At 71.5% G+C, this 18,323-nt stretch carries 16 protein-coding genes; 8 read left to right on the top strand and 8 right to left on the bottom strand.

The annotated features are described in order from the left end of the window. Nucleotides 1–5: 5 nt before the first annotated feature. From ACFWFI_RS09345 to ACFWFI_RS09335, 3 genes are all read right to left on the bottom strand, one after another. Nucleotides 6–557 carry an isochorismatase family protein gene (locus tag ACFWFI_RS09345; protein ID WP_387387415.1) on the bottom strand — a complete coding sequence of 184 codons (552 nt, stop codon included), beginning with the start codon at nucleotides 555–557 and terminating at the stop codon, nucleotides 6–8. Between the two features lie 88 nt (nucleotides 558–645). After that, a complete protein-coding gene (locus tag ACFWFI_RS09340; protein ID WP_387387414.1) occupies nucleotides 646–2,082 on the bottom strand; it encodes an MFS transporter in 1,437 nt (478 codons plus the stop codon). Further along, complete coding sequence (locus ACFWFI_RS09335; RefSeq protein ID WP_387387413.1) at nucleotides 2,079–2,555, bottom strand: MarR family winged helix-turn-helix transcriptional regulator; 477 nt, start codon at nucleotides 2,553–2,555, stop codon at nucleotides 2,079–2,081. Before ACFWFI_RS09335 ends, ACFWFI_RS09340 begins: the two co-directional genes overlap by 4 nt. 220 nt (nucleotides 2,556–2,775) lie before the next feature. On the opposite strand from ACFWFI_RS09335, the gene ACFWFI_RS09330 reads away from it, so the two are divergent. Next, nucleotides 2,776–3,831 carry a LacI family DNA-binding transcriptional regulator gene (locus tag ACFWFI_RS09330; RefSeq protein WP_387387412.1) on the top strand — a complete coding sequence of 352 codons (1,056 nt, stop codon included), beginning with the start codon at nucleotides 2,776–2,778 and terminating at the stop codon, nucleotides 3,829–3,831. Between the two features lie 59 nt (nucleotides 3,832–3,890). On the opposite strand, the gene ACFWFI_RS09325 is transcribed toward ACFWFI_RS09330, so the two are convergent. After that, entirely contained in the window at nucleotides 3,891–4,865 is a 975-nt protein-coding gene (locus ACFWFI_RS09325) for an acetylxylan esterase (protein ID WP_387387411.1), read from the bottom strand. 272 nt (nucleotides 4,866–5,137) lie between these two features. Between ACFWFI_RS09325 and ACFWFI_RS09320 the strand changes: the two genes are divergently transcribed. The 7 genes from ACFWFI_RS09320 (at nucleotide 5,138) to ACFWFI_RS09290 (ending at nucleotide 14,210) form a co-directional block, all read left to right on the top strand. Further along, nucleotides 5,138–6,385 (top strand): sugar ABC transporter substrate-binding protein, encoded by a 1,248-nt coding sequence (locus ACFWFI_RS09320; RefSeq protein WP_387387409.1) that lies wholly within the window; start codon nucleotides 5,138–5,140, stop codon nucleotides 6,383–6,385. Between the two features lie 2 nt (nucleotides 6,386–6,387). After that, on the top strand, nucleotides 6,388–7,377 hold the full coding sequence (locus ACFWFI_RS09315; protein ID WP_387387407.1) for a carbohydrate ABC transporter permease: 990 nt from the start codon (nucleotides 6,388–6,390) through the stop codon (nucleotides 7,375–7,377). Further along, on the top strand, nucleotides 7,374–8,249 hold the full coding sequence (locus tag ACFWFI_RS09310; protein ID WP_387387406.1) for a carbohydrate ABC transporter permease: 876 nt from the start codon (nucleotides 7,374–7,376) through the stop codon (nucleotides 8,247–8,249). Before ACFWFI_RS09315 ends, ACFWFI_RS09310 begins: the two co-directional genes overlap by 4 nt. A gap of 85 nt (nucleotides 8,250–8,334) precedes the next feature. Further along, a complete protein-coding gene (locus ACFWFI_RS09305) occupies nucleotides 8,335–9,537 on the top strand; it encodes a glycoside hydrolase family 1 protein (protein WP_387387405.1) in 1,203 nt (400 codons plus the stop codon). A gap of 150 nt (nucleotides 9,538–9,687) precedes the next feature. Beyond that, entirely contained in the window at nucleotides 9,688–11,154 is a 1,467-nt protein-coding gene (locus ACFWFI_RS09300) for a glucoamylase family protein (RefSeq protein WP_387387403.1), read from the top strand. Nucleotides 11,155–11,326: 172 nt separating this feature from the next. Further along, entirely contained in the window at nucleotides 11,327–13,429 is a 2,103-nt protein-coding gene (locus ACFWFI_RS09295) for a TPM domain-containing protein (protein WP_387387428.1), read from the top strand. A gap of 67 nt (nucleotides 13,430–13,496) precedes the next feature. After that, entirely contained in the window at nucleotides 13,497–14,210 is a 714-nt protein-coding gene (locus ACFWFI_RS09290; RefSeq protein WP_387387401.1) for a PspA/IM30 family protein, read from the top strand. A 46-nt stretch (nucleotides 14,211–14,256) separates the two neighbouring features. Here ACFWFI_RS09290 and ACFWFI_RS09285 read toward each other — a convergent pair whose 3' ends face one another. The 4 genes from ACFWFI_RS09285 to ACFWFI_RS09270 all read right to left on the bottom strand — a co-directional run bounded on the left by ACFWFI_RS09285 (nucleotide 14,257) and on the right by ACFWFI_RS09270 (nucleotide 18,244). Beyond that, nucleotides 14,257–16,833, bottom strand: coding sequence for a SpoIIE family protein phosphatase (locus ACFWFI_RS09285; protein ID WP_387387427.1), 2,577 nt, complete (start codon nucleotides 16,831–16,833; stop codon nucleotides 14,257–14,259). Nucleotides 16,834–17,026: 193 nt separating this feature from the next. Further along, nucleotides 17,027–17,464, bottom strand: coding sequence for an ATP-binding protein (locus ACFWFI_RS09280; protein ID WP_387387399.1), 438 nt, complete (start codon nucleotides 17,462–17,464; stop codon nucleotides 17,027–17,029). A gap of 149 nt (nucleotides 17,465–17,613) precedes the next feature. Then, nucleotides 17,614–18,018, bottom strand: coding sequence for a (deoxy)nucleoside triphosphate pyrophosphohydrolase (locus tag ACFWFI_RS09275; protein ID WP_387387397.1), 405 nt, complete (start codon nucleotides 18,016–18,018; stop codon nucleotides 17,614–17,616). 43 nt (nucleotides 18,019–18,061) lie between these two features. Continuing rightward, nucleotides 18,062–18,244: a hypothetical protein gene (locus tag ACFWFI_RS09270; protein ID WP_033298025.1), complete on the bottom strand. Its 183-nt coding sequence runs from the start codon at nucleotides 18,242–18,244 to the stop codon at nucleotides 18,062–18,064. Nucleotides 18,245–18,323: the final 79 nt, after the last annotated feature.

Here is an 18,323-nt window from a genome sequence, read left to right as displayed (position 1 = left end):
GGCGGTCAGCCGAGGAGCTTGACGATCGCCGCGGTGGTGTCGGTCTCGCCGAGCCTCGGGAAGATCTTCTCGAGGCTGTTGCGGTGGGCGTCGCCGTCCATGTCGGTGACCGCGTCCGTGGCGATGGTGACGTGGTAGCCGTGCTCGTGTGCGGCGCGGGCGGTGGACTCGACGCCGATGCTGGTGGCGACGCCGGTGAGCACGACCTGGGTGATGCCGCGGCGCCGCAGTTCGAGGTCGAGCGCCGTGCCGTGGAAGGCACCCCACTGCTGCTTGGTGACGACGATGTCGCTGTCGCGCGGGCCGAGCTCGGGCACGATGTCGGCCCAGTCCGCGGCGGGCTTGCCGGACGGGGCGCGGCCTTCGTTGCGGCCGGGGGCGCCGCCCGTCACACGGACCAGGAAGACCGGGAGGTCCCTGGCGCGGAAGGCGTCGGCGAGGACCACCGAATTGGCGACGACGCCGTCGGTCGGGTGGGCCGTCGGGAGGGCGACGATGCCCTTCTGCAGGTCGACGACGACGAGTGCGGTCCGGGGGTCCAGGACGGTGGCGGTCATGTGCGTACTCCTTGAGGTACTGAGGATCAGGTGCGTGCGCGCGGGGGCGCGGTCGGAACGGGTCGGGTTCGGGCTCGGTCGGGAACGGTCAGGTGCGTCCGCGCAGGGCGCGGTCGGTGAGGGTCAGGACGGCCAGGAGGACGGCCAGGACGACGGAGACCGCCGCCATGAGGTGCAGTCCCGTGTCGCTCGCCGCGTCGGCGTAGGCGAGGGCGATCAGGCTGGACGCGGTGATGGCCCCGATGTACTGGGCGGTGCGCTGGAGCCCGGCGGCGGCACCGATGCTCTCGGGGGACGCGTAGGCCTGGACGGCAGCCTGGTTGCTCGTGCCGATCAGTCCCTGCGGGGCACCGAAGCACGCTCCGGCGAGGAGGAGGACGGCGAGCGGGGTGTCGCCGGAGAGGAAGACCAGGATTCCGGCGCCGGCGGTGAGCAGAAGACTGGCCACGGCCAGCGGGCCGCGCAGGCCCTTCGTGCGGGCCCCGAGCAGCGAGCAGACGAGCGCGGTGACGGACATCGGCAGCATGAGCAGCCCGGTGTGCCCCGACGAGAAGCCGCGGGCCTCCTCCAGCCACTGCGTGTAGCCGTACATGACGCAGTAGATCAGCAGATAGCTGAGCCCGTGGCGTACGTACGTACGCAGCAGGGGGCCGTTGCCCGCGAGCATCCGGATGTCTATGAACGGCTGCGGGGTGCGCAGCTGCCACCGGACCAGGACGGCCGTCAGTACGGCGAAGGGGGCGAGCAGCCACCACTGCGGGTGGGCGAGGTCGAGCAGGAAGAAGACCAGCACCGTCAGCGCGGCGGTGAACAGGCCTATGCCCAGCGGGTCCAGGGAGAGCTTCGGCGCGCTCCCGTCGGCGGCCCGCTCGCGCGGCGGGTCGGCCGGGACCCAGAGCAGTGCCGCACCGAGGGCCAGCAGCGCGATCGGGACGTTGACGGCGAAGATGCCGCGCCAGCCGACGACCGACACGAGCAGCCCGCCGAGTGCCGGGCCGACGGCCGCGCTGCCCAGGGCGGCGAAGCTGAGCCTGGCGAGCACGGGGCGCGGGGTGGGGCGGCCCAGGCGCCGCGACTCGTCGCGCAGGACGGCCATGGCGGCCGGGTAGGCGGCCGACGTACCGATGCCGAGCAGCAGCCTGGAGACGATCAGCGTGCCGAACCCGGGGGCGAACGCGCCGACCAGCCCGGACGCGATGACGACGACGAGGCCGGCCAGGAAGACCCGGCGCGGGCCGAGGGTGTCGGCGAGCTTGCCGAGAACCGGCTGGGCGACGGCGCTGGCGAGGTAGAGGACCGAGATGAGCCAGGCGGTGTCGGCGGCCCCGATGCCGAAGGAGTGTCCGATGGCCACCAGAGCGGTGGAGATCATCGTGGTGTTGAGCGGGTTGAGCAGGGAGCCCATCAGCAGCGGCGCGGTGAGCCGCGCACCGAACCCCGGGGCGGGAGCGGGTTCCACGGCTACGGCGGGCCGGGCTTCCGCCTCCGGCGTGCCGGGGGTCAGGTCCGTCCCGTAACGGGTCACTTGTCGACCAGACGGCCGATGAGCTCGACGGCCTCGGCGAGCGTACGTCGCTCCGCGCCGTCCAGCTCGGCGGCGATCGCGTCCGCCAGCCAGCTCCGCTTGGCTGCCCGCACCCCGGCCAGGACGGTGCTGCCCTCCTCGGTGACCGACACGACCGACTTGCGGCCGTCCGCCGGATCGGGGGCGCGGGCGACGAACCCCTGGCTCTCCAGCGCGCCGAGCGTCAGCCGCATCGACTGGGGCCGCACGAGCTCGGCCCGGGCCAGGGCTGCCGTGGTGGCCGGTCCGCCGTCCTGGAGTCTGGCGAGGACCGAGCGCTGGGAGGGGGTGAGCAGGCTGTCCGCCGACGAACTCCGCAACCGCCTGAGGAGCAGGCCGACCACGGCCGCGAGATCCGTCGCCACGTGCTCGGCGGTCGGATCGGCGGGGCGCCGCGTCGACGCGTTCTCAGGGTTCTCGGAGGTTCCGGACATGTCCTCCACGGTAAAGATGGACAGGGCATCTTGCAAGGCAACCTGTCTATTGTTCGGCAAAGGCCGATGAGGAGGGGCGCGACTCCGCGGACGGCACGCGGGGCAGGGCCGCTGTTGCCCGCCGCCGGGCACGCGATCTAGGGTGAATGCGCTTTCAGAAGAGGGCCGCCACCCGCAGCAGCGGGTGCTGCGTACGAAGAAGAAGCGGACGGTCGGTCGAGTGAGCGCCCCTACGGTGTACGACGTCGCCGAGCGGTCGGGCGTCTCGATCGCCACGGTCTCCCGGGTCTACCGCAACCCGGACTCCGTGCGCGCCCAGACGCGCGAGCGGGTGCTGGAGGCGGCACGTGAGCTCGGCTACGTGCCGAGCGGGAACGCCCGGGGGCTGGCCAGCCGTACCACCGGAGTGCTGGGACTCTGCTTCCCCGACTACGCCGATCCGGACGCCGAGGCCGACGCGGAGACCGACAGCGGGGCCGACGACGCCGCGATGCTGTACTCCGACCAGATCATCCGCGGCATGGAGCGGGCGGCCCGCCGCCACGGCTACGCACTCCTGATCGCCGCGTCGCTGCAGGGCGGGCCCGAGAGCCTCGTCGCGAAGGTCGCGGGGCGGGTGGACGGCTTCGCCGTGCTGGCGCAGACCGTGCCGACCGAGGACCTTGAGGTCATATCGCGCCGGCTGCCGGTGGTGATGCTCGCCGGACCGCGCGAGATCGACCACCTCGACCACCTCGTCGTCGCGAACGCCGCCGGCGAGCGCGAGCTGGCCCGCCATCTGATCGAGGACCACGGGCTGCGCCGCCTCGCCTTCGTCGGGGGCGATCCGGACTCGCCCGACGCCGAGGCGCGGTTCCGCGGCTTCCGGGAGGCTTGCCGCGACGCCGGGCTGCCGGTCCCGGACGCACCGGACCTGCGCACCGGGATGATGACGCGGGCCGAGGGCGCGCGGGCCGCCGAGACGCTGCTCGACCGGGGTACGGAGCGGCCGGAGGCCATGGTCTTCGCCAACGACCAGATGGCTGTGGGGGCGCTGCGCGCGCTGGAGCGGCGCGGGGTGCGGGTGCCCGAGGACATCGCCGTGACCGGCTTCGACGGGATCCCGCTGAGCCGGATCGTGCGCCCGTCGCTGACGACCGTACGACAGCCGATCCGGCAGCTGGGCGAGCAGGCGGTGGAATTGCTGGTGCAACGCCTGGCCGACCCGAGCCGGGAGCCGGTGTCACTGGAACTGCCCGTCTCCCTGGCCCGCCGGGCGAGCTGCGGCTGCGGCTGATTCGAGGCGCGCAGGTCGCCCGGGCGACCTCGGACGCCCCAGGACGACGGGCGCACACCTCAGAGCCACGCCCCGAAGAACTGTTCGCGCCGCCCGGCGAGCTCGGCACTCTCCTCCGCGAGCCCTTCGTACGCGAAGTGGCCTGCCCGCAGCACCATCAGCTCCCGGGGACCGGGCAGCGCGTTGTGCACGGCGAACTGCCCCGGCGGCGGCACCGCGGGGTCGAACAGCGCCGCGGCGACGAGTGTGGGCAGCTCCAGCGACGCGGCGGCCGTCGCCGCGTCGAAGTACCGCAGCACCTCCGTCACCTCGGGGTGCTCTCGGTGGTGGGCGCGTACCGACTCCCCGCTGCCGGCACAGGGCAGGGTGAGCCGCAGCGGATGGTTGCCGAAGGTGGGGACGGTGAGCTGCGCGGCCCCGAACCGATCGTCCCAGGGCAGCGCGAGGGCTCCGAGTCCGCCGCCGAAGCTCTCCCCGAGATACCCGAGACGACCGGGGCCGGCGAGCTGGGGCAGCAGCTCCTGGAGCGCCGAGGCAGCGCACCACAGGTCGGCCACGCAGTCGCCGATGACATAGGTGTCGCGCGACTCGACACCGTGCAGCACGTGCCCCGCGGCGTCGCCCGGGACGCCGGGCAGCAGACCGCGGGAGCCCATACCGCGCACGCAGGGCAGGATCGCCGCCGACCGGGGCATCGGCAACGGCACGTCGGGCCCGGCCTCCTGGCGGCCTCCGTAGCCGTGCCCGATGACGAATCCGCGCTCCGCCGGGCCTTCGACGGGCAGCGCGAGCCAGCCACCGAGGCGCACGCCGCCCACCGAGGTGAAGGTGACTCCGTGCAGCCGGACCCCGTCGCGCTCCTCCTCGGCCGGACCGGCCTCGGGGGCGGTGTCGACCGCGCGGGCCTCGTCGTGACGCGCCTTCCAGAACGCCGCGAAGTCCTCGGGGGCCGAGGGTGCCGGTATGCGCAGCAGGTCGTCGAGGGTCCGGCCGTAGGCGGGGTCGAACGGGAAGTCGTGCGCGAACGAAGTCATGAGCAGGACAGTAAGACCTCCCGTTCTGCGGATCACGGGGGATTCGCTGCCCCAGGAGCCCTGCAATTCCGTCAAACAAAGCGGAATCGGTCACATCCACTTCAAATCCGCAAACGGCGTGCTTACGGTGCCACGGTCGGACCTCCAGGTGTCGAGCACGTTGCACGAGTGTGACCCAGCACCCTCTTGCGGATTCCCGAACGACTGCCGCAGAGTTATGTATGCGCTTACAGGCAGCGCATACATTCGGATTGCTCAAGGAGGAGCCCTCCATGTCCCGCACCGCCAGAACCGCCTCCGCCGCCATAACCGTGGCACTCGCCCTCGGCGTCTCCGCCTGCGGCAGCTCCGGCGGTGACGACGTCGCCGCGGACGCGAAGCAGACGCTGACCGTCTGGGCCATGGGTGCCGAGGGCGAGAAGCTCGCGGAGGTGGCCGAGGTGTACGAGAAGGCCAACCCCAACGTCACCGTCAAGGTGACCCCGGTCGGCTGGGACGTCGCCCACCAGAAGCTCGTCTCCGCCGCCGCGGCCGGCACCATGCCGGACGTGGCGCAGATGGGCGGCAGCTACATGGGAGAGTTCGCCGAGCTCGGCGTCCTGGAGCCGGTCGACACGAAGACCTTCGACAAGAAGGACTTCTTCCCCGCCGGCTGGGAGCAGGGCGAGGTGGACGGCACCGCGTACGGCGTGCCGTGGTACGTCGACACCCGGGTCCTCTACTACCGCACCGACCTGGCGAAGAAGGCAGGCGTCGACAAGGCGCCCGCCGACTGGCAGGAGATGCGGGACCTGGCGAACGCGTACCAGGAGAAGGCCGGCACCAAGTGGGGCCTTTCCATCCAGCCCAGCGGCCTCGACACGGTGCAGAACTTCTACCCCTTCCTCTACTCCGCCGGCGGCGCGATCCTCGACGACAAGGGCGAGGCCGTCATCGACAGCCCCGAGGCCGTCAGTGCGCTGAAGGAGTACGGCGCGTACTTCGACAAGGGCCTCGCCAACAAGTCGGTGCAGCCGGGCTACGACGTCGTGAAGGACTTCGGCAACGGCCGTGTCCCCATGTTCTTCGGCGGCCCGTGGCACGTGACCCTGCTGAACGAGGGCCAGCCGCAGATCGAGGGCAAGTGGGCGGTGGCTCCCGTCCCGGTGGGCAAGTCCTCCGTGTCCATGGCGGGCGGATCCTCGCTGGTGGTCTCCAAGGACAGTGAGCACAAGGCCGCCGCCGCGGAGTTCATCAAGTACCTCACGGACACCGAGGGCCAGGCCGACTGGTACGAGCGCACGAAGGACCTCCCCGCGAACACCGCGGCCTGGGACTCCGGCAAGCTCGCCGACGACGCGAACCTCCAGGTCTTCAGGAAGCAGATGGACACCGCCAAGTCCTCGCCGTCCACGGCGAAGCTGACGGAGATCACCGACAAGGCCGACCAGGCGATCGCGAAGGTGACGCAGGGCAAGGCTTCCGCCGAGGACGCGCTGAAGACCGCGCAGTCCGAGATCAAAGGCCTCGTGAAGCAGTAGCCATGGGCACCACGACCTCAACGGCCGCGCAGCCGGCCAAGGTGAAGGACGGCCCCGGGGCTCCCCCGCCCGGGGCCGGCCGGGACGCGGCGGGGCGCGGGAAACGCTCGAGGATGGGCGTGCAGAACGCGGCGGGCTGGCTGTTCTCCACCCCCTTCCTCGTCCTGTTCACCGTCTTCATGGCGTTCCCCATCCTCGCCACGCTGCTGATGAGCTTCACGGACTTCGGGCTGCGCAACGTCACACGTCCCTGGGAAGCGAACTTCATCGGCTTCGAGAACTACGTCGAGCTGTTCGGCGACGAGAAGTTCCTCAAGTCGCTCTTCAACACGGCGTACTTCGTCGTGGTGGGCGTCCCGCTGACGATCGCTCTCGGGCTGGTCGTCGCCGTCCTGCTGAACAACGGCATCGACCGGGCCCGGACCTTCTTCCGGGTCGGCTTCTACGCCCCGGTGGTCACCACGATCGTGGCGGTCGCCGTGGTGTGGCGGTTCGTCCTGGACCCGAGTGACGGGCTCGTCGCGGGCCTCTTCTCCGAAGTGGGCCTCACCGCGCCGGACTTCCTCGGTTCCGAGACCCTGGCCATGCCCTCCATGATCGCGATGGCGGTCTGGCGCAACGTGGGTACGGTCATGGTGCTCTTCATCGCGGGTCTGCAGGCCATCCCGACCGAGGTCCGGGAGGCCGCGCGGCTCGACGGCGCCGGGCTGTGGCAGGAGTTCCGGGGCATCACGGTGCCGCTGCTGCGGCCCACGCTGCTCTACGCCACGGTGATCACGACCATCGGCTACCTCAACGTCTTCGAGGAGCCCTTCGTGATGACGCAGGGCGGACCCTCGGACTCCACGCTCACCGTGTCGCTGAACATGTACCGCGAGGGCTTCAACTTCTTCCACATGGGCTACGCGAGCGCCATGGCGTACGTCCTCTTCGTGGTGATCATGGGCATCACGGTGCTGCAGCTCCGACTGCTGAAGGACAACACGAAATGACCGTCGGCGAAGCACCCCGTGCCGTGCGGACGGCGCCCACCGGCAAGTCCCGGAACTCCAGGCGTCCCCTGGTCTACGTCCTGCTCTCGCTGGGCCTGCTGATCATGTCGGCGCCGTTCCTCTGGATGGCTCTCTCGTCGTTCAAGACGACGAGCGAGCTCTCGGCCAGTCCGCCGGTGTGGATCCCCACCGAGTGGACCCTGGACAACTTCCGGGAGCTGCTGGACAAGCTGGATCTGCCGCTCTACTTCATGAACTCCGTGATCGTGGCGGTGCTGGTCACCGTCTCGAACCTGGTGTTCTGCTCGATGCTCGGCTACGCCCTGGCCAAGCTGAGGTTCGTCGGCCGCGACAAGATCTTCGGTGTGGTCCTGGGTGCCCTGATGGTGCCCGGGAACCTGATGCTGCTGCCGCTGTTCGTGCTGATGAGCAAGCTGAAGCTGATCGACTCGTACGCCGGTCTGGTGCTGCCCTTCGCGGCCGGGGCGTTCGGCGTCTTCCTGATGCGGCAGTTCATGCAGTCGATCCCGGACGAGCTGCTGGAAGCGGCCCGGATGGACGGCGCCGGCGAGTGGTACATCTTCTGGCGGATCGTCATGCCGCTGGTGAAGCCCGCCCTCGCGACGCTATCGATCTTCACCTTCCTCGGCTCCTGGAACAACTTCGTCTGGCCGCTGATCGCGACCAACGACCCGGACAAGTACACGCTCCCGGTCGCCCTGGCCACGTTCGCCACCGATCCGAACAAGGCGGGCGGCTCCAACGGCATGCTGATGGCCGGAGCCTTCCTGGTCGTGCTCCCGGTGCTGATCCTCTTCATCGCCCTGCAGCGGCACTTCACCCAGGGCATCGCCACGGCGGGCATGAAGTAGCCCGCCCGGCCGCCCTCCGCACATCCACGAGGCCGCACCCCACCAAGCGGCCGCACCCCTTCACGCACAGGAAAGACATTCCGCGATGACGCACACCCCGGTTCCGTTCCCCGAAGGCTTCCTGTGGGGCGCCTCCACCGCAGCCCACCAGATCGAGGGCAACAACACCGACAGCGACTGGTGGGTCAAGGAGCACTCCACCGGCACCCACATCCAGGAGCCCAGCCTGGACGCCTGCGACAGCTACCACCGCTGGCGCGAGGACATGGACCTGCTGGCGTCCCTCGGCTTCACCGACTACCGCTTCTCGATCGAGTGGGCGCGTATCGAGCCCCTCGAGGGGCAGTTCTCCCGGGCCGAACTTGCCCACTACCGGCGCATGGTCGAGGGCGCGATCGCCCGCGGCCTGCGCCCGATGGTCACCCTGCACCACTTCACCGTGCCGCAGTGGTTCGAGGCACGGGGCGGCTGGACGGCGGACGGAGCCACCGAGCTCTTCGCCCGCTACGTCGCGGCCTGCGCACCGGTGATCTCCGAAGGCGTCAGCCACGTCTGCACGATCAACGAGCCGAACATGATCGCCGTCATGGCCGGTCAGGCGAAGCGCGGCGACATCGGCTTCCCGCCCGCCGGACTGCCCACCCCCGACGACGAGACGACCGAGGCGGTCATCGCCGCGCACCACGCCGCCGTGAAGGAGGTCCGGGCGCTCGACGCCGGGATCCAGGTCGGCTGGACCATCGCCAACCAGGTCTACCAGGCACGCCCGGGCGCCGAGGACGTCACCGCCGCCTACCGCGGGCCGCGCGAGGACGTCTTCATCGAGGCCGCACGCGGCGACGACTGGATCGGCGTGCAGTCCTACACCCGTACGGAGATCGGCCCCGACGGCCCGATCCCCGCGTCCGGTGACGTCGAGCGGACGCTGACGCAGTGGGAGTACTACCCGGCCGCCGTGGGGCACGCCCTGCGCCACACCGCCGAGGTCATCGGCGCCGACATGCCGCTGATCGTCACGGAGAACGGCATCGCCACCTCCGACGACACCCGCCGCGTCGACTACTACGCGGGCGCGCTGAACGAGGTCGCCTCCGCGATCGAGGACGGGCTGAACGTCCAGGGCTACCTGGCCTGGAGCGCCCTGGACAACTACGAGTGGGGTTCCTTCACGCCGACCTTCGGTCTGATCGGCGTGAACTGGGAGACGTTCGAGCGGACCGCCCGCCCCTCCGCCGAGTGGCTGGGCTCCCTCGGCCGCTCCCGCGAGCTGCCCCGCACCGCCGGCTGAGACCGGCCCCGGAACAGGGACCGCCTGGCGGCTCCCTCCGGTACGGGAGCCGTCGCCACCTGACCGGCGGCGGCTCCCGTGCCGTCATGCCCGGACGCTCCCGGGCATGGCCAACGTGGCAGTCGATGACACTCCTTTGAGAGGTTTCCGATGGACCGTCGCACATTTCTCACCGCTGCCGGGACCGGGGCCGCCGCCCTGTCCCTCGGAGCCCTCGCCGCTCCCCACGCCACCGCCGCACCGGCGGGCCGCTCCGACTCCGAGCAGCTACTGGCCTGGTTCCGTGACACGTACCGCTCGATCGAGGCGATGACGACCGGCTTCGGTCTCACCGCCGACAAGATCGACGTCAGCGGTGCCGAACCCGTCGTCTCCCGCCAGACCTCGCCCACCAACATCGGCTGCGGCCTCTGGTCCGCGGTGGCCGCCGCGGGGCTCGGCGTGACCGGCGAGGCCGCGATGCTCCGCACGCTGGAGCGGACCGTGTCCGCCGTCGAGAAGCTGGAACGCCACCACGGCTTCTGGCTCAACTGGTACGACGCCCACGACGGGTCCGTACTGACCGAGTGGCCCGGCACCGGGGACCCGGTCCGCCCGTTCCTCTCCTCGGTGGACAACGCCTGGCTGGTCACCGGGCTGCGGATCGCCGCCGACGCCGCGCCGTCGCTCCGCCCCCGCATCGAGCGGATCCTCTCGGCCGCCGACTGGTCGTACTACTACACGCCGTACGACCCGTCCGACCCCGTGGCCGGCCCCGGACAGCTGCGCGGCGGCTTCTGGACCGACACGGAGGAACCCACCGCCCACCATTACGGCGCCCTCAACACCGAGCCCCGGATGGCCAGTTACCTGGGCATCGCGGACGGCTCGCTGCCCACCGAGCACTACTGGCACCTGCTGCGCACGATGCTCCCCGAGCACGAGCAGGAGCAGCACCCGCAGGGCGCGTACGCCGTGATGGACGGTGTACGCGTCTGGCAGGGGCACTACACCCACGGCGGGCGGAAGATCGTCCCCACCTGGGGCGGCTCGATGTTCGAGGCACTGATGGTGCCGCTGTTCGTCCCCGAGCCCGAGTGGTCACCGAGGTCCTGGGGCCGCAACCACCAGCGCTACGTCCGCAGCCAGATCGAGCACGGGCTGCGGGAGGCGGAGTACGGGTACTGGGGCTTCTCCCCCGCGAACATCCCCGAGGGCGGCTACCAGGAGTACGGCGTCGACGCCCTCGGCATGCAGGTCGACGGCTACGCCTCCAACACCGACCGCACGTACACCACGGACGGCGCGCCGCTGCCGGACCCGTCGGCCTTCACCCATGGCGTGGTCACCCCGCACGCCTCCTTCCTCGCGCTGCCGTACGCCCGCCGGGAGGCGCTGGCCAACCTCCGGGCCCTGGACCGCGACTTCGGCGCGTACCACGAGGGCTACGGCTTCCGGGACTCGGTCGACGTCGGCACCGGGCGCGTCAGCGACTTCATGCTGGCACTCGACCAGGGCATGATCGCCGCGGCGCTGGCTCAGGCCCTGAGGCCCGGCCTGCTGCAGCGGCCGTTCCGGACGGGCGGCTTCCGCTCGCGGGTGCGCCCGTTGCTCGCCGGAGAACGCTTCAGCATCTGAGCTGCCGGAGGGCTGCGCCGGACCGGCCCGGGGCGGCCCTCGCCCGGCCCGGCGCGGACCCACCCGGCTCGGTGGCGGCCTGCCGCCGACCGGCATGGAACGCGCCGGGTCGCGGGCAGCAGTGGGCGGACATAGCCTCCCAAATGTGACGCCGCCTGCGAGCCGCACCGGGATGTCCCGGCTTTCCATACCCGGCAGGATCCTCTTCGCCGCCCTGACAGCGGTGCTCTGGATGACCCTGCCGGGCGCCCCGGACGCCCGCGCCGAGGACCCCGTCACCCTTTCCCGTGAGGGGCAGATCACCGACAAGGTGGGGGCGCTGGGCGACCGCGAGCCACAGGTCGAAGCCTCTCTCGACCACCTGTTCGAAGAGCAGCGGGTGCAGCTGTTCGTGGCGTACGTCCGTGACTTCTCCGGCCGCGACGCCCAGACCTGGACCGACGAGACCGCGAACCGCAACGGCCTCGGCCAGGAGGACGTGCTGCTGGCCGTGGCCACGCACGACCGGCAGTACGCCTACTCCGTCGACCAGGGGTCGCGCCTCACCGACGGACAGCTCCAGGACGTGGCGAACACGGCGATCGAGCCGGCTCTCCGGCAGAACGACTGGGCGGGAGCCGCGATCGGCGCCGCCGACGGCTATGCCGCGGTGCTCGCCGGTGACCCCGTCACGGCCCCCGCCATCACCCCGGGCGCCGCGGACCCCGGGAGCGGCGCCGGCACCGGCGCCTCGGCGAACCTGATCGTGCCCTTGGCAGTGCTCGTCGTCGCGGGGGCGGCCGCCGCCTTCGCCTTCAGCCGCCGCAGGCGGCGCGCGAGGACCCGGACGACTCCGGCTGCGGCGGGCGGCTGGGGCAGCGAGGCCGGAGCGGCCGAGCCACCGGTCCCGCTGCCGGAACTCGACGCGCGGGCGAAGGGGGATCTGGTCGACACGGACGACGCCGTGCGCACCAGCGAGGAGGAACTGGGCTTCGCCACGGCCCAGTTCGGTGAGGAGGCCGCGGCTCCGTTCGCCGAGGCCGTCCAGCACGCCAAGACCGAGCTGACCGCTGCCTTCCGGCTGAGGCAGCAGCTGGACGACGCCGTCCCCGAGGACGACGCGACGCGGCGCCGCATGCTCGACGAGATCATCAGCCGCTGCACGGACGCCAACGGACGCCTGGACGCCATGTCCGAGGACTTCGACCGGCTGCGCGCCCTCGAACAGACCGCCCCTCAGGCCGTGACCACCGCCGAGACCACGTCCCGCGATCTGGTCGCACGCGTCTCCGCCTCGGAGACGGCCCTCGGCGCGATGCGGGACCGGTACGCCGAGTCGGCGGCAGCTCCCGCGGCCGAGGACATCGAACAGGCCAAGGACCGGCTGGCCTTCACCGCCTCCGCCCTCGACCAGGCGCGTCAGGCCGTGGACGGCGGCGACAACGCCCGGGCCGCGGTGTACGTGCGGGCGGCCGAAGGAGCGATCAAGCAGGTGTCCACCCTTGTGGAGGGGGTCGACCGGCGGGCCGGAGAACTGGCCGAGGCCGCGGACAGGCTGCCGGGCGCGCTCACCGAGACGGAGACGGACCTGGCCGACGCCAGAGGTCTGCTCGACGGCACTCCGGAGGGGGTGCCGACAGCGGATCTCCGTGGCCGGGTGGCCCGTGCCGAGGCCGTGGTCGGCGACGTGAGGGGCGAGCTCGCCTCCGGCCCGTACGACCCCGTCGACGCGCTGCGCAGGGTGGAGGAGGCCGACGCGGCGCTGGACGAGGCGCTGGCCGGAGCCCGTGAGCAGGAGCAGGGCGGCCGACGGGCGCGCTCGCTGCTCGACCAGGCGATGCTCACCGCCCGGGCGGCCATCGGCGCGGCGGCGGACTACATCACCACCAACCGCGGTGCGGTCGGCAGCCAGGCACGCACCCGGCTCGCGGAGGCCCAGCGGCGGTGGGAGAGGGCCGGCGAGCTGTCGGCGGGGAACGACCCCCAGGGCGCCCTGGCCGAGGCGCAGCAGGCGGACGCGCTGGCCGCGCAGGCGCGGAGCCTGGCCGAGCAGGACGTACGCGGCTATCGCGACCGGAACGGCTTCGGCGGTCCGCGCGGCGGGGGCGGGGCGGGCGGCGCCGTGCTGGGCGGCATCATCCTCGGCGGACTGCTCGGCGGCGGGCGGGGCGGAGGGCTGGGGGGAGGAGGGTTCGGCGGCGGATTCGGCGGCTCGGGGGGCGGTTTCGGTGGCGGTCCGGGCAGCTTCGGCGGCGGCGGGACCCGTGGCCGACGGGGCGGCGGAGGCCGTTTCTGACGCCGGCACGGGCGCACCGCGCAGGACACCGGCATGCGTACGACGATTTCGCACAAGGAGAGGTGCCATGACCAAGCAGACCATTCTCGGCCGCGTCACTCAGCTGGCGCGGGCCAACATCAACGCCCTGATCGACCAGGCGGAGGATCCGCAGAAGATGCTGGACCAGCTGATCCGCGACTACACCGCCAACATCGCGGAGGCCGAACAGGCGGTGGCCGCCACCATCGGCAACCTCCGGCTGCTGGAGGAGGACCACCGGGAGGATGTCGACGCGGCCAGGGAGTGGGGCCAGAAGGCGCTCGCCGCCAGCAGGAAGGCCGACGAGCTGCGGGCCGGGGGGTCGGGCGTGGACGCCGACAAGTTCGACAACCTCGCCAAGGTGGCGCTGGGGCGGCAGCTCCAGTCGGAACAGGAGGCGAAGACGGCCGAGCCGACCATCGCCTCCCAGACGGTGGTGGTGGACAAGCTGAAGTCGGGCCTGGACCAGATGAAGAACAAGCTGACCCAGCTGAAGTCCAAGCGCGACGAACTGGTCGCGCGTGCCGCGTCCGCGCAGGCGCAGAACCGGATGATGGACGCCGTCAAGAGCATCGACGTCATGGACCCGACGAGCGAGCTCGGCCGCTTCGAGGACAAGGTGCGGCGCGAGGAGGCGAAGGCGGTGGGCAAGCAGGAACTCGCCGCGTCGTCCCTGGACGCCCAGTTCGAGCAGCTGGACAGCCTCGGGGACAGCGCGGAGATCGAGACCCGGCTCGCCGCCCTGAAGTCCGCCTCGTGACCGGAGGACGCCCCGGGAGGGGCCGGTGCCTCTTCCGTACGTCCCGTCAGTACATGCTCAGCAACTGCTCCACGGAGAGTTCGGGGGCCGGCTCTCCGTCGGGCAGCGCCAGCTCGAACCACACCGTCTTGCCCCGCGGGGTGCGCCGCGAACCCCAGGCCGCGCTGAGCAGCCCCACGAGCTGCAGCCCGCGGCCGCCCTCGTCGGTGTCGCGTGCGCGCCGGCGCCGTGGCTGGACGAGCCCCGCGTCCCACACCTCGCAGACGAGCGTGCGGTCGCGGAGCAGCCTGAGCCTGATCTCACCCTCGCCGTAGCGCAGGGCGTTGGTGACGAGTTCGCTGACCAGCAGCTCGGTGGTGTCCACCAGGTCGTCCAGGTCCCAGGCGGTGAGCTGCGCGCGGGCCAGCTCACGGGCGCGGCCGACCGAACGGAGCTCACGCGGAAGCCGCCAGTCGCCCACCGCGTCCGGGGCGAGACCTTGGATACGGGCCATCAGCAGGGCGATGTCGTCCTCGCCGTGCCGGGTGTCGAGGCTCGTCAGCACGTGGTCGCAGACCTCTTCGAGCTGCTGCGACGGTTCGGTGAGGGCCTGCCGGAAGGCCTCGAGGCCCTCGTCGAGCGGATGGTCGCGGGACTCGACGAGCCCGTCGGTGTAGAGGGAGAGGAGGGAGCCCTCCTTGAGCTCCACCTCGACCTCCTCGAAGGGCTCGCCGCCGACGCCGAGCGGCATGCCCGGCGGTACGTCGAGCAGCAGGGCGGGCTCGCCCGGCTCGGCCACCACAGGGGGGAGGTGGCCGGCGTTGGCGAAGGTGCACCGCCGGGTGACCGGGTCGTAGACCGCGTAGACGCAGGTCGCCAGATAGACCTCGGAGAGGTCGGCCTCGCGTGACTTGTGGGCGGCCCGCGAGGGCCACTGGGCGCCGCCGCCCGCGCCGAAGCCGCCGCTCCGCTCGCCGCCGCCCGGGGTACCGAGGCCCCGGGCGACCTCGTCCAGGGCGGAGAGCACCTCGGCGGGTTCCAGGTCCAGGAGTGCCAGCGTGCGTACGGCGGTGCGCAGCTCACCCATGGCGACGGCGGCCCGCAGTCCACGGCCCATCACATCGCCGACGACCAGGGCCGTGCGGTGACCGGGGAGTTCGATCACGTCGAACCAGTCGCCGCCGACCTCGGTGGCCGTGTTGCCCGGAAGGTAGCGACAGGCGATGTCCAGGCCCGCCGCCTCCGGGTCGCCCGGGGGGAGCAGACTGCGCTGGAGGATGAGCGCCCGCTCGTGCTCCCGGCGGTAGAGGCGTGCGTTGTCGATGCAGACGGCGGCGCGTGCCGCGAGCTCGGTGGCCAGGCCCCGGTCCCGCTCGCCGAAGGGCTCGCTGCCCTTGGTGCGGGAGAACTGGACGAGGCCGACGACGACGTCGTGCGCGACCATCGGCACGGCGAGGGTCGAGTGGACGAAGCCGCGTTCGTCGCCGGGCACGTCCTCGACGCGGCCGGTGCGCAGGGCGACGGCACAGGGCGAGTGGAACGGGTAGCGGTGCACCGAGCCGAGCGCGGGTGGCCCCGTGTCCCCGTCCGCCTCCCCGCCGGTCCGGGCGCCCGGGATGACTCCCGGGAGGGCGTCGGACACGGCGCTGGCGTGGGCCACCCGGCGCAGCTCCGCCGTGCCGCTGCCGGATTCCTGGTGGTGCCTGCCCCAGCTGCCGGGCGAGGCCTCCTCGCCGGTGAGCAGTCCTTGGAACAGGTCGACGGAGGCGAGGTCGCAGAAGCCGGGCACGGCGACGTCGAGCAGTTCCCGGGCGGTGGTCTCCAGGTCGAGGCTGTTGCCGATGCGCGCGCTGGCCTCGTTGAGCAGGGCGAGATTACGGCGGGCACTGGCCGCCTCCCGGGCGGCGATGTGCCGCTGCGTGACGTCGGTGGCGAGTCCCGCGATGCCGATGGGGCGCCCGGAGCCGCTGTGCACCCGGTAGAGATTCATGGACCAGTGACGGCGGCCCATGGAGCCGGGCGGTGTACCGACGAGCTGGAGGTCGGTGACCGCGTCGCCGGTTTCCAGGACGCGCTGAAGCGTGCTGGAGAGCCGTTCGGCCTCAGGGCGGCCCAGATAGTCGTCCACCGTGCGGCCGCGGTGGTCGTCGGCCTCGCCCCCGAAGACGGTGGCGAACCGCTTGTTGGCCCGTACGACGGTGAAGTCGGTACCGAAGAGGACGAAACCGAAGGGAGATTGACCGAAAATCGCCTGCGAGGCGGCCAGGTCCGTCTCTATGCGCCGTAGCGCTCTGACGTCGACGACTATGCAGAGCGCGGCGCGCTGACCGGTCTCCGTCTCGGTCGGCATGACGTAGATCTCGGCAAGCCCGCGGACCGTGTCCTCGCCCGGGATCCGGAACGGGACGAGGCCCGTCCACTCCTTGCCGTCCAGGATCTCGCCGACCCGCCTGTGGGCATCCGGGCGCAGCTCGGCGGGCATGAAGGCCTCGACCGGGTCCTTGCCCACCACCTCTTCGGATGCCATGCCGAAGAGACCCGCGGCCCGCCGGCTCCACTGCTCGATCAGGCCGTCGGGCCCGATCGAGAACGATGCGACCCTGATGTAGTCATAGATCGAGCCAGGCGGGCTGCTCTGCCACATGACGTCGCCCGCCGTCCCAGGTATCTCGCTCACGCGACCGTCCCCTCCAGCTCACACACCGGACCGGTCCTGCCCGCAGTATTCAGCACTACGGGCCTCACCGGCACGGCGTTCACGATCACAGCACGGTCTCAGTCCCTTTCAGCCAGGTTCTGCCCGACCTCCGGTGATCGCTGTGCGTCCCTCCCCACTCCTAACCAGGCAGAGCGAGCTCGAACCACACGGTCTTGCCACCATTTCCGCGCCGGGTCCCCCAGCGGCGCGCGGAACCAGCCACGAGCTGCAGTCCACGACCGCCCTCGTCCTCGGGCCCGGCAGTACGTTCGGTGGGCGGATCCGGAACCGGATCGGAGACTTCCACCAGCAGGCCCTGCCCATCGGCCCTGCCCCCGGAGCCGCCGCCATCGGGATGCGGGCGCACGAGCCGGACGCCGATGGGGCCGGAGGCGTGGCGCAGGGAATTGGTCACCAGTTCGCTGACGAGCAGGACGGCGACGTCACCCACCGCCGCGTCGAACCCCCAGTAGTGCAATGCGTCACGGACCGCGTGCCTGGCGCTGCGCACGGAACCCGGCGACGCCGGAAAGCTCCACTCGGCGCAATCGCCGTCGGTATCGGTCACTCCGATCACTTCCCAGGGCCGACAGCGGGGACGCACCCTGTTCAGAGGGCCTAATCGGCACATACCCCTTATTCAGCGCAACTTATCGCAGAAGGTGACGCATGGTGCGTACGGGTGCATGTGCCCCTGCCGGACCGGTGCACGGCAATCGGCGCGCATCAGTCCCGCGAGGCTTCCCGCAGACGGCGTACGGCTTCGTCCACGGCGGGGCGGTCCTGGTCCAGCCAGTCGACGGTGTCCGCCTCCCCGGGGGCCAGCCAGCGCAGCTCGTCGTGGTCCTCCAGCGGGCTGGGCTCACCCGACAGCAGCCGGACCGTCCACACCCGGAGCACATAGCCGGGCTTCAGCGGCCACTCCCCCGGGATGCGCTCCAGAGGCTCCGCCTCGACGCCGAGCTCCTCCCGGAGCTCCCGCACGAGCGCCTGCTCGCCGCTCTCTCCCGGCTCCAGCTTGCCGCCCGGCAGCTCCCAGCGCCCGGCGAGCTCCGGCGGGGCGCTGCGGCGGGCGGCCAGGAGCCGCCCGCCGTCACAGACGGCCCCGGCCACCACCACGGAATCACTCATGGGCGGGAGCGTAGCCGGTGGTCCCACCCCCGCCGGGCCCTCCCTACGGGCGTGCGCTCCGGCTCGTTCGCTCCACCCAGTAGAGCTGCTTGTGTCCGTGACGGTCCAGGCCGTCCGCGATCTTCTGTGCCTCGTCCTGCGTCGCATAGCGCCCGACGCGATACCTGTTGCCGTTGTCGTCCTGTCTGATCACCAGCCAGGGGAGCACGGCACCGCTGTCCGTCATGGCGTTCCTCCCCAGCATCCCGCCCCTCTCCCCACTGCTGTGCACGTCTCTAAGGATCCCCAGGAAACCGCAGTACGCA

It is taken from the genome of Streptomyces sp. NPDC060209 (genome assembly GCF_042728155.1).
GTDB lineage: Bacteria > Actinomycetota > Actinomycetes > Streptomycetales > Streptomycetaceae > Streptomyces.
Note: the sequence above shows the minus strand (reverse complement) of the source record. Positions and strands in the feature narration are given on the sequence as shown.

Excerpts from the sequence above, each read along its gene's own strand:
- ACFWFI_RS09290 (WP_387387401.1), top strand. The coding sequence starts at position 13,497 with ATGACCAAGCAGACCATTCTCGGCCGCGTCACTCAGCTGGCGCGGGCC.
- ACFWFI_RS09335 (WP_387387413.1), bottom strand. The coding sequence starts at position 2,555 with ATGTCCGGAACCTCCGAGAACCCTGAGAACGCGTCGACGCGGCGCCCC.
- ACFWFI_RS09325 (WP_387387411.1), bottom strand. The coding sequence starts at position 4,865 with ATGACTTCGTTCGCGCACGACTTCCCGTTCGACCCCGCCTACGGCCGG.
- ACFWFI_RS09285 (WP_387387427.1), bottom strand. The coding sequence starts at position 16,833 with ATGTGGCAGAGCAGCCCGCCTGGCTCGATCTATGACTACATCAGGGTC.
- ACFWFI_RS09345 (WP_387387415.1), bottom strand. The coding sequence starts at position 557 with ATGACCGCCACCGTCCTGGACCCCCGGACCGCACTCGTCGTCGTCGAC.
- ACFWFI_RS09310 (WP_387387406.1), top strand. The coding sequence starts at position 7,374 with ATGACCGTCGGCGAAGCACCCCGTGCCGTGCGGACGGCGCCCACCGGC.
- ACFWFI_RS09270 (WP_033298025.1), bottom strand. The coding sequence starts at position 18,244 with ATGACGGACAGCGGTGCCGTGCTCCCCTGGCTGGTGATCAGACAGGAC.
- ACFWFI_RS09305 (WP_387387405.1), top strand. The coding sequence starts at position 8,335 with ATGACGCACACCCCGGTTCCGTTCCCCGAAGGCTTCCTGTGGGGCGCC.
- ACFWFI_RS09300 (WP_387387403.1), top strand. The coding sequence starts at position 9,688 with ATGGACCGTCGCACATTTCTCACCGCTGCCGGGACCGGGGCCGCCGCC.
- ACFWFI_RS09275 (WP_387387397.1), bottom strand. The coding sequence starts at position 18,018 with ATGAGTGATTCCGTGGTGGTGGCCGGGGCCGTCTGTGACGGCGGGCGG.
- ACFWFI_RS09320 (WP_387387409.1), top strand. The coding sequence starts at position 5,138 with ATGTCCCGCACCGCCAGAACCGCCTCCGCCGCCATAACCGTGGCACTC.
- ACFWFI_RS09315 (WP_387387407.1), top strand. The coding sequence starts at position 6,388 with ATGGGCACCACGACCTCAACGGCCGCGCAGCCGGCCAAGGTGAAGGAC.
- ACFWFI_RS09295 (WP_387387428.1), top strand. The coding sequence starts at position 11,327 with ATGTCCCGGCTTTCCATACCCGGCAGGATCCTCTTCGCCGCCCTGACA.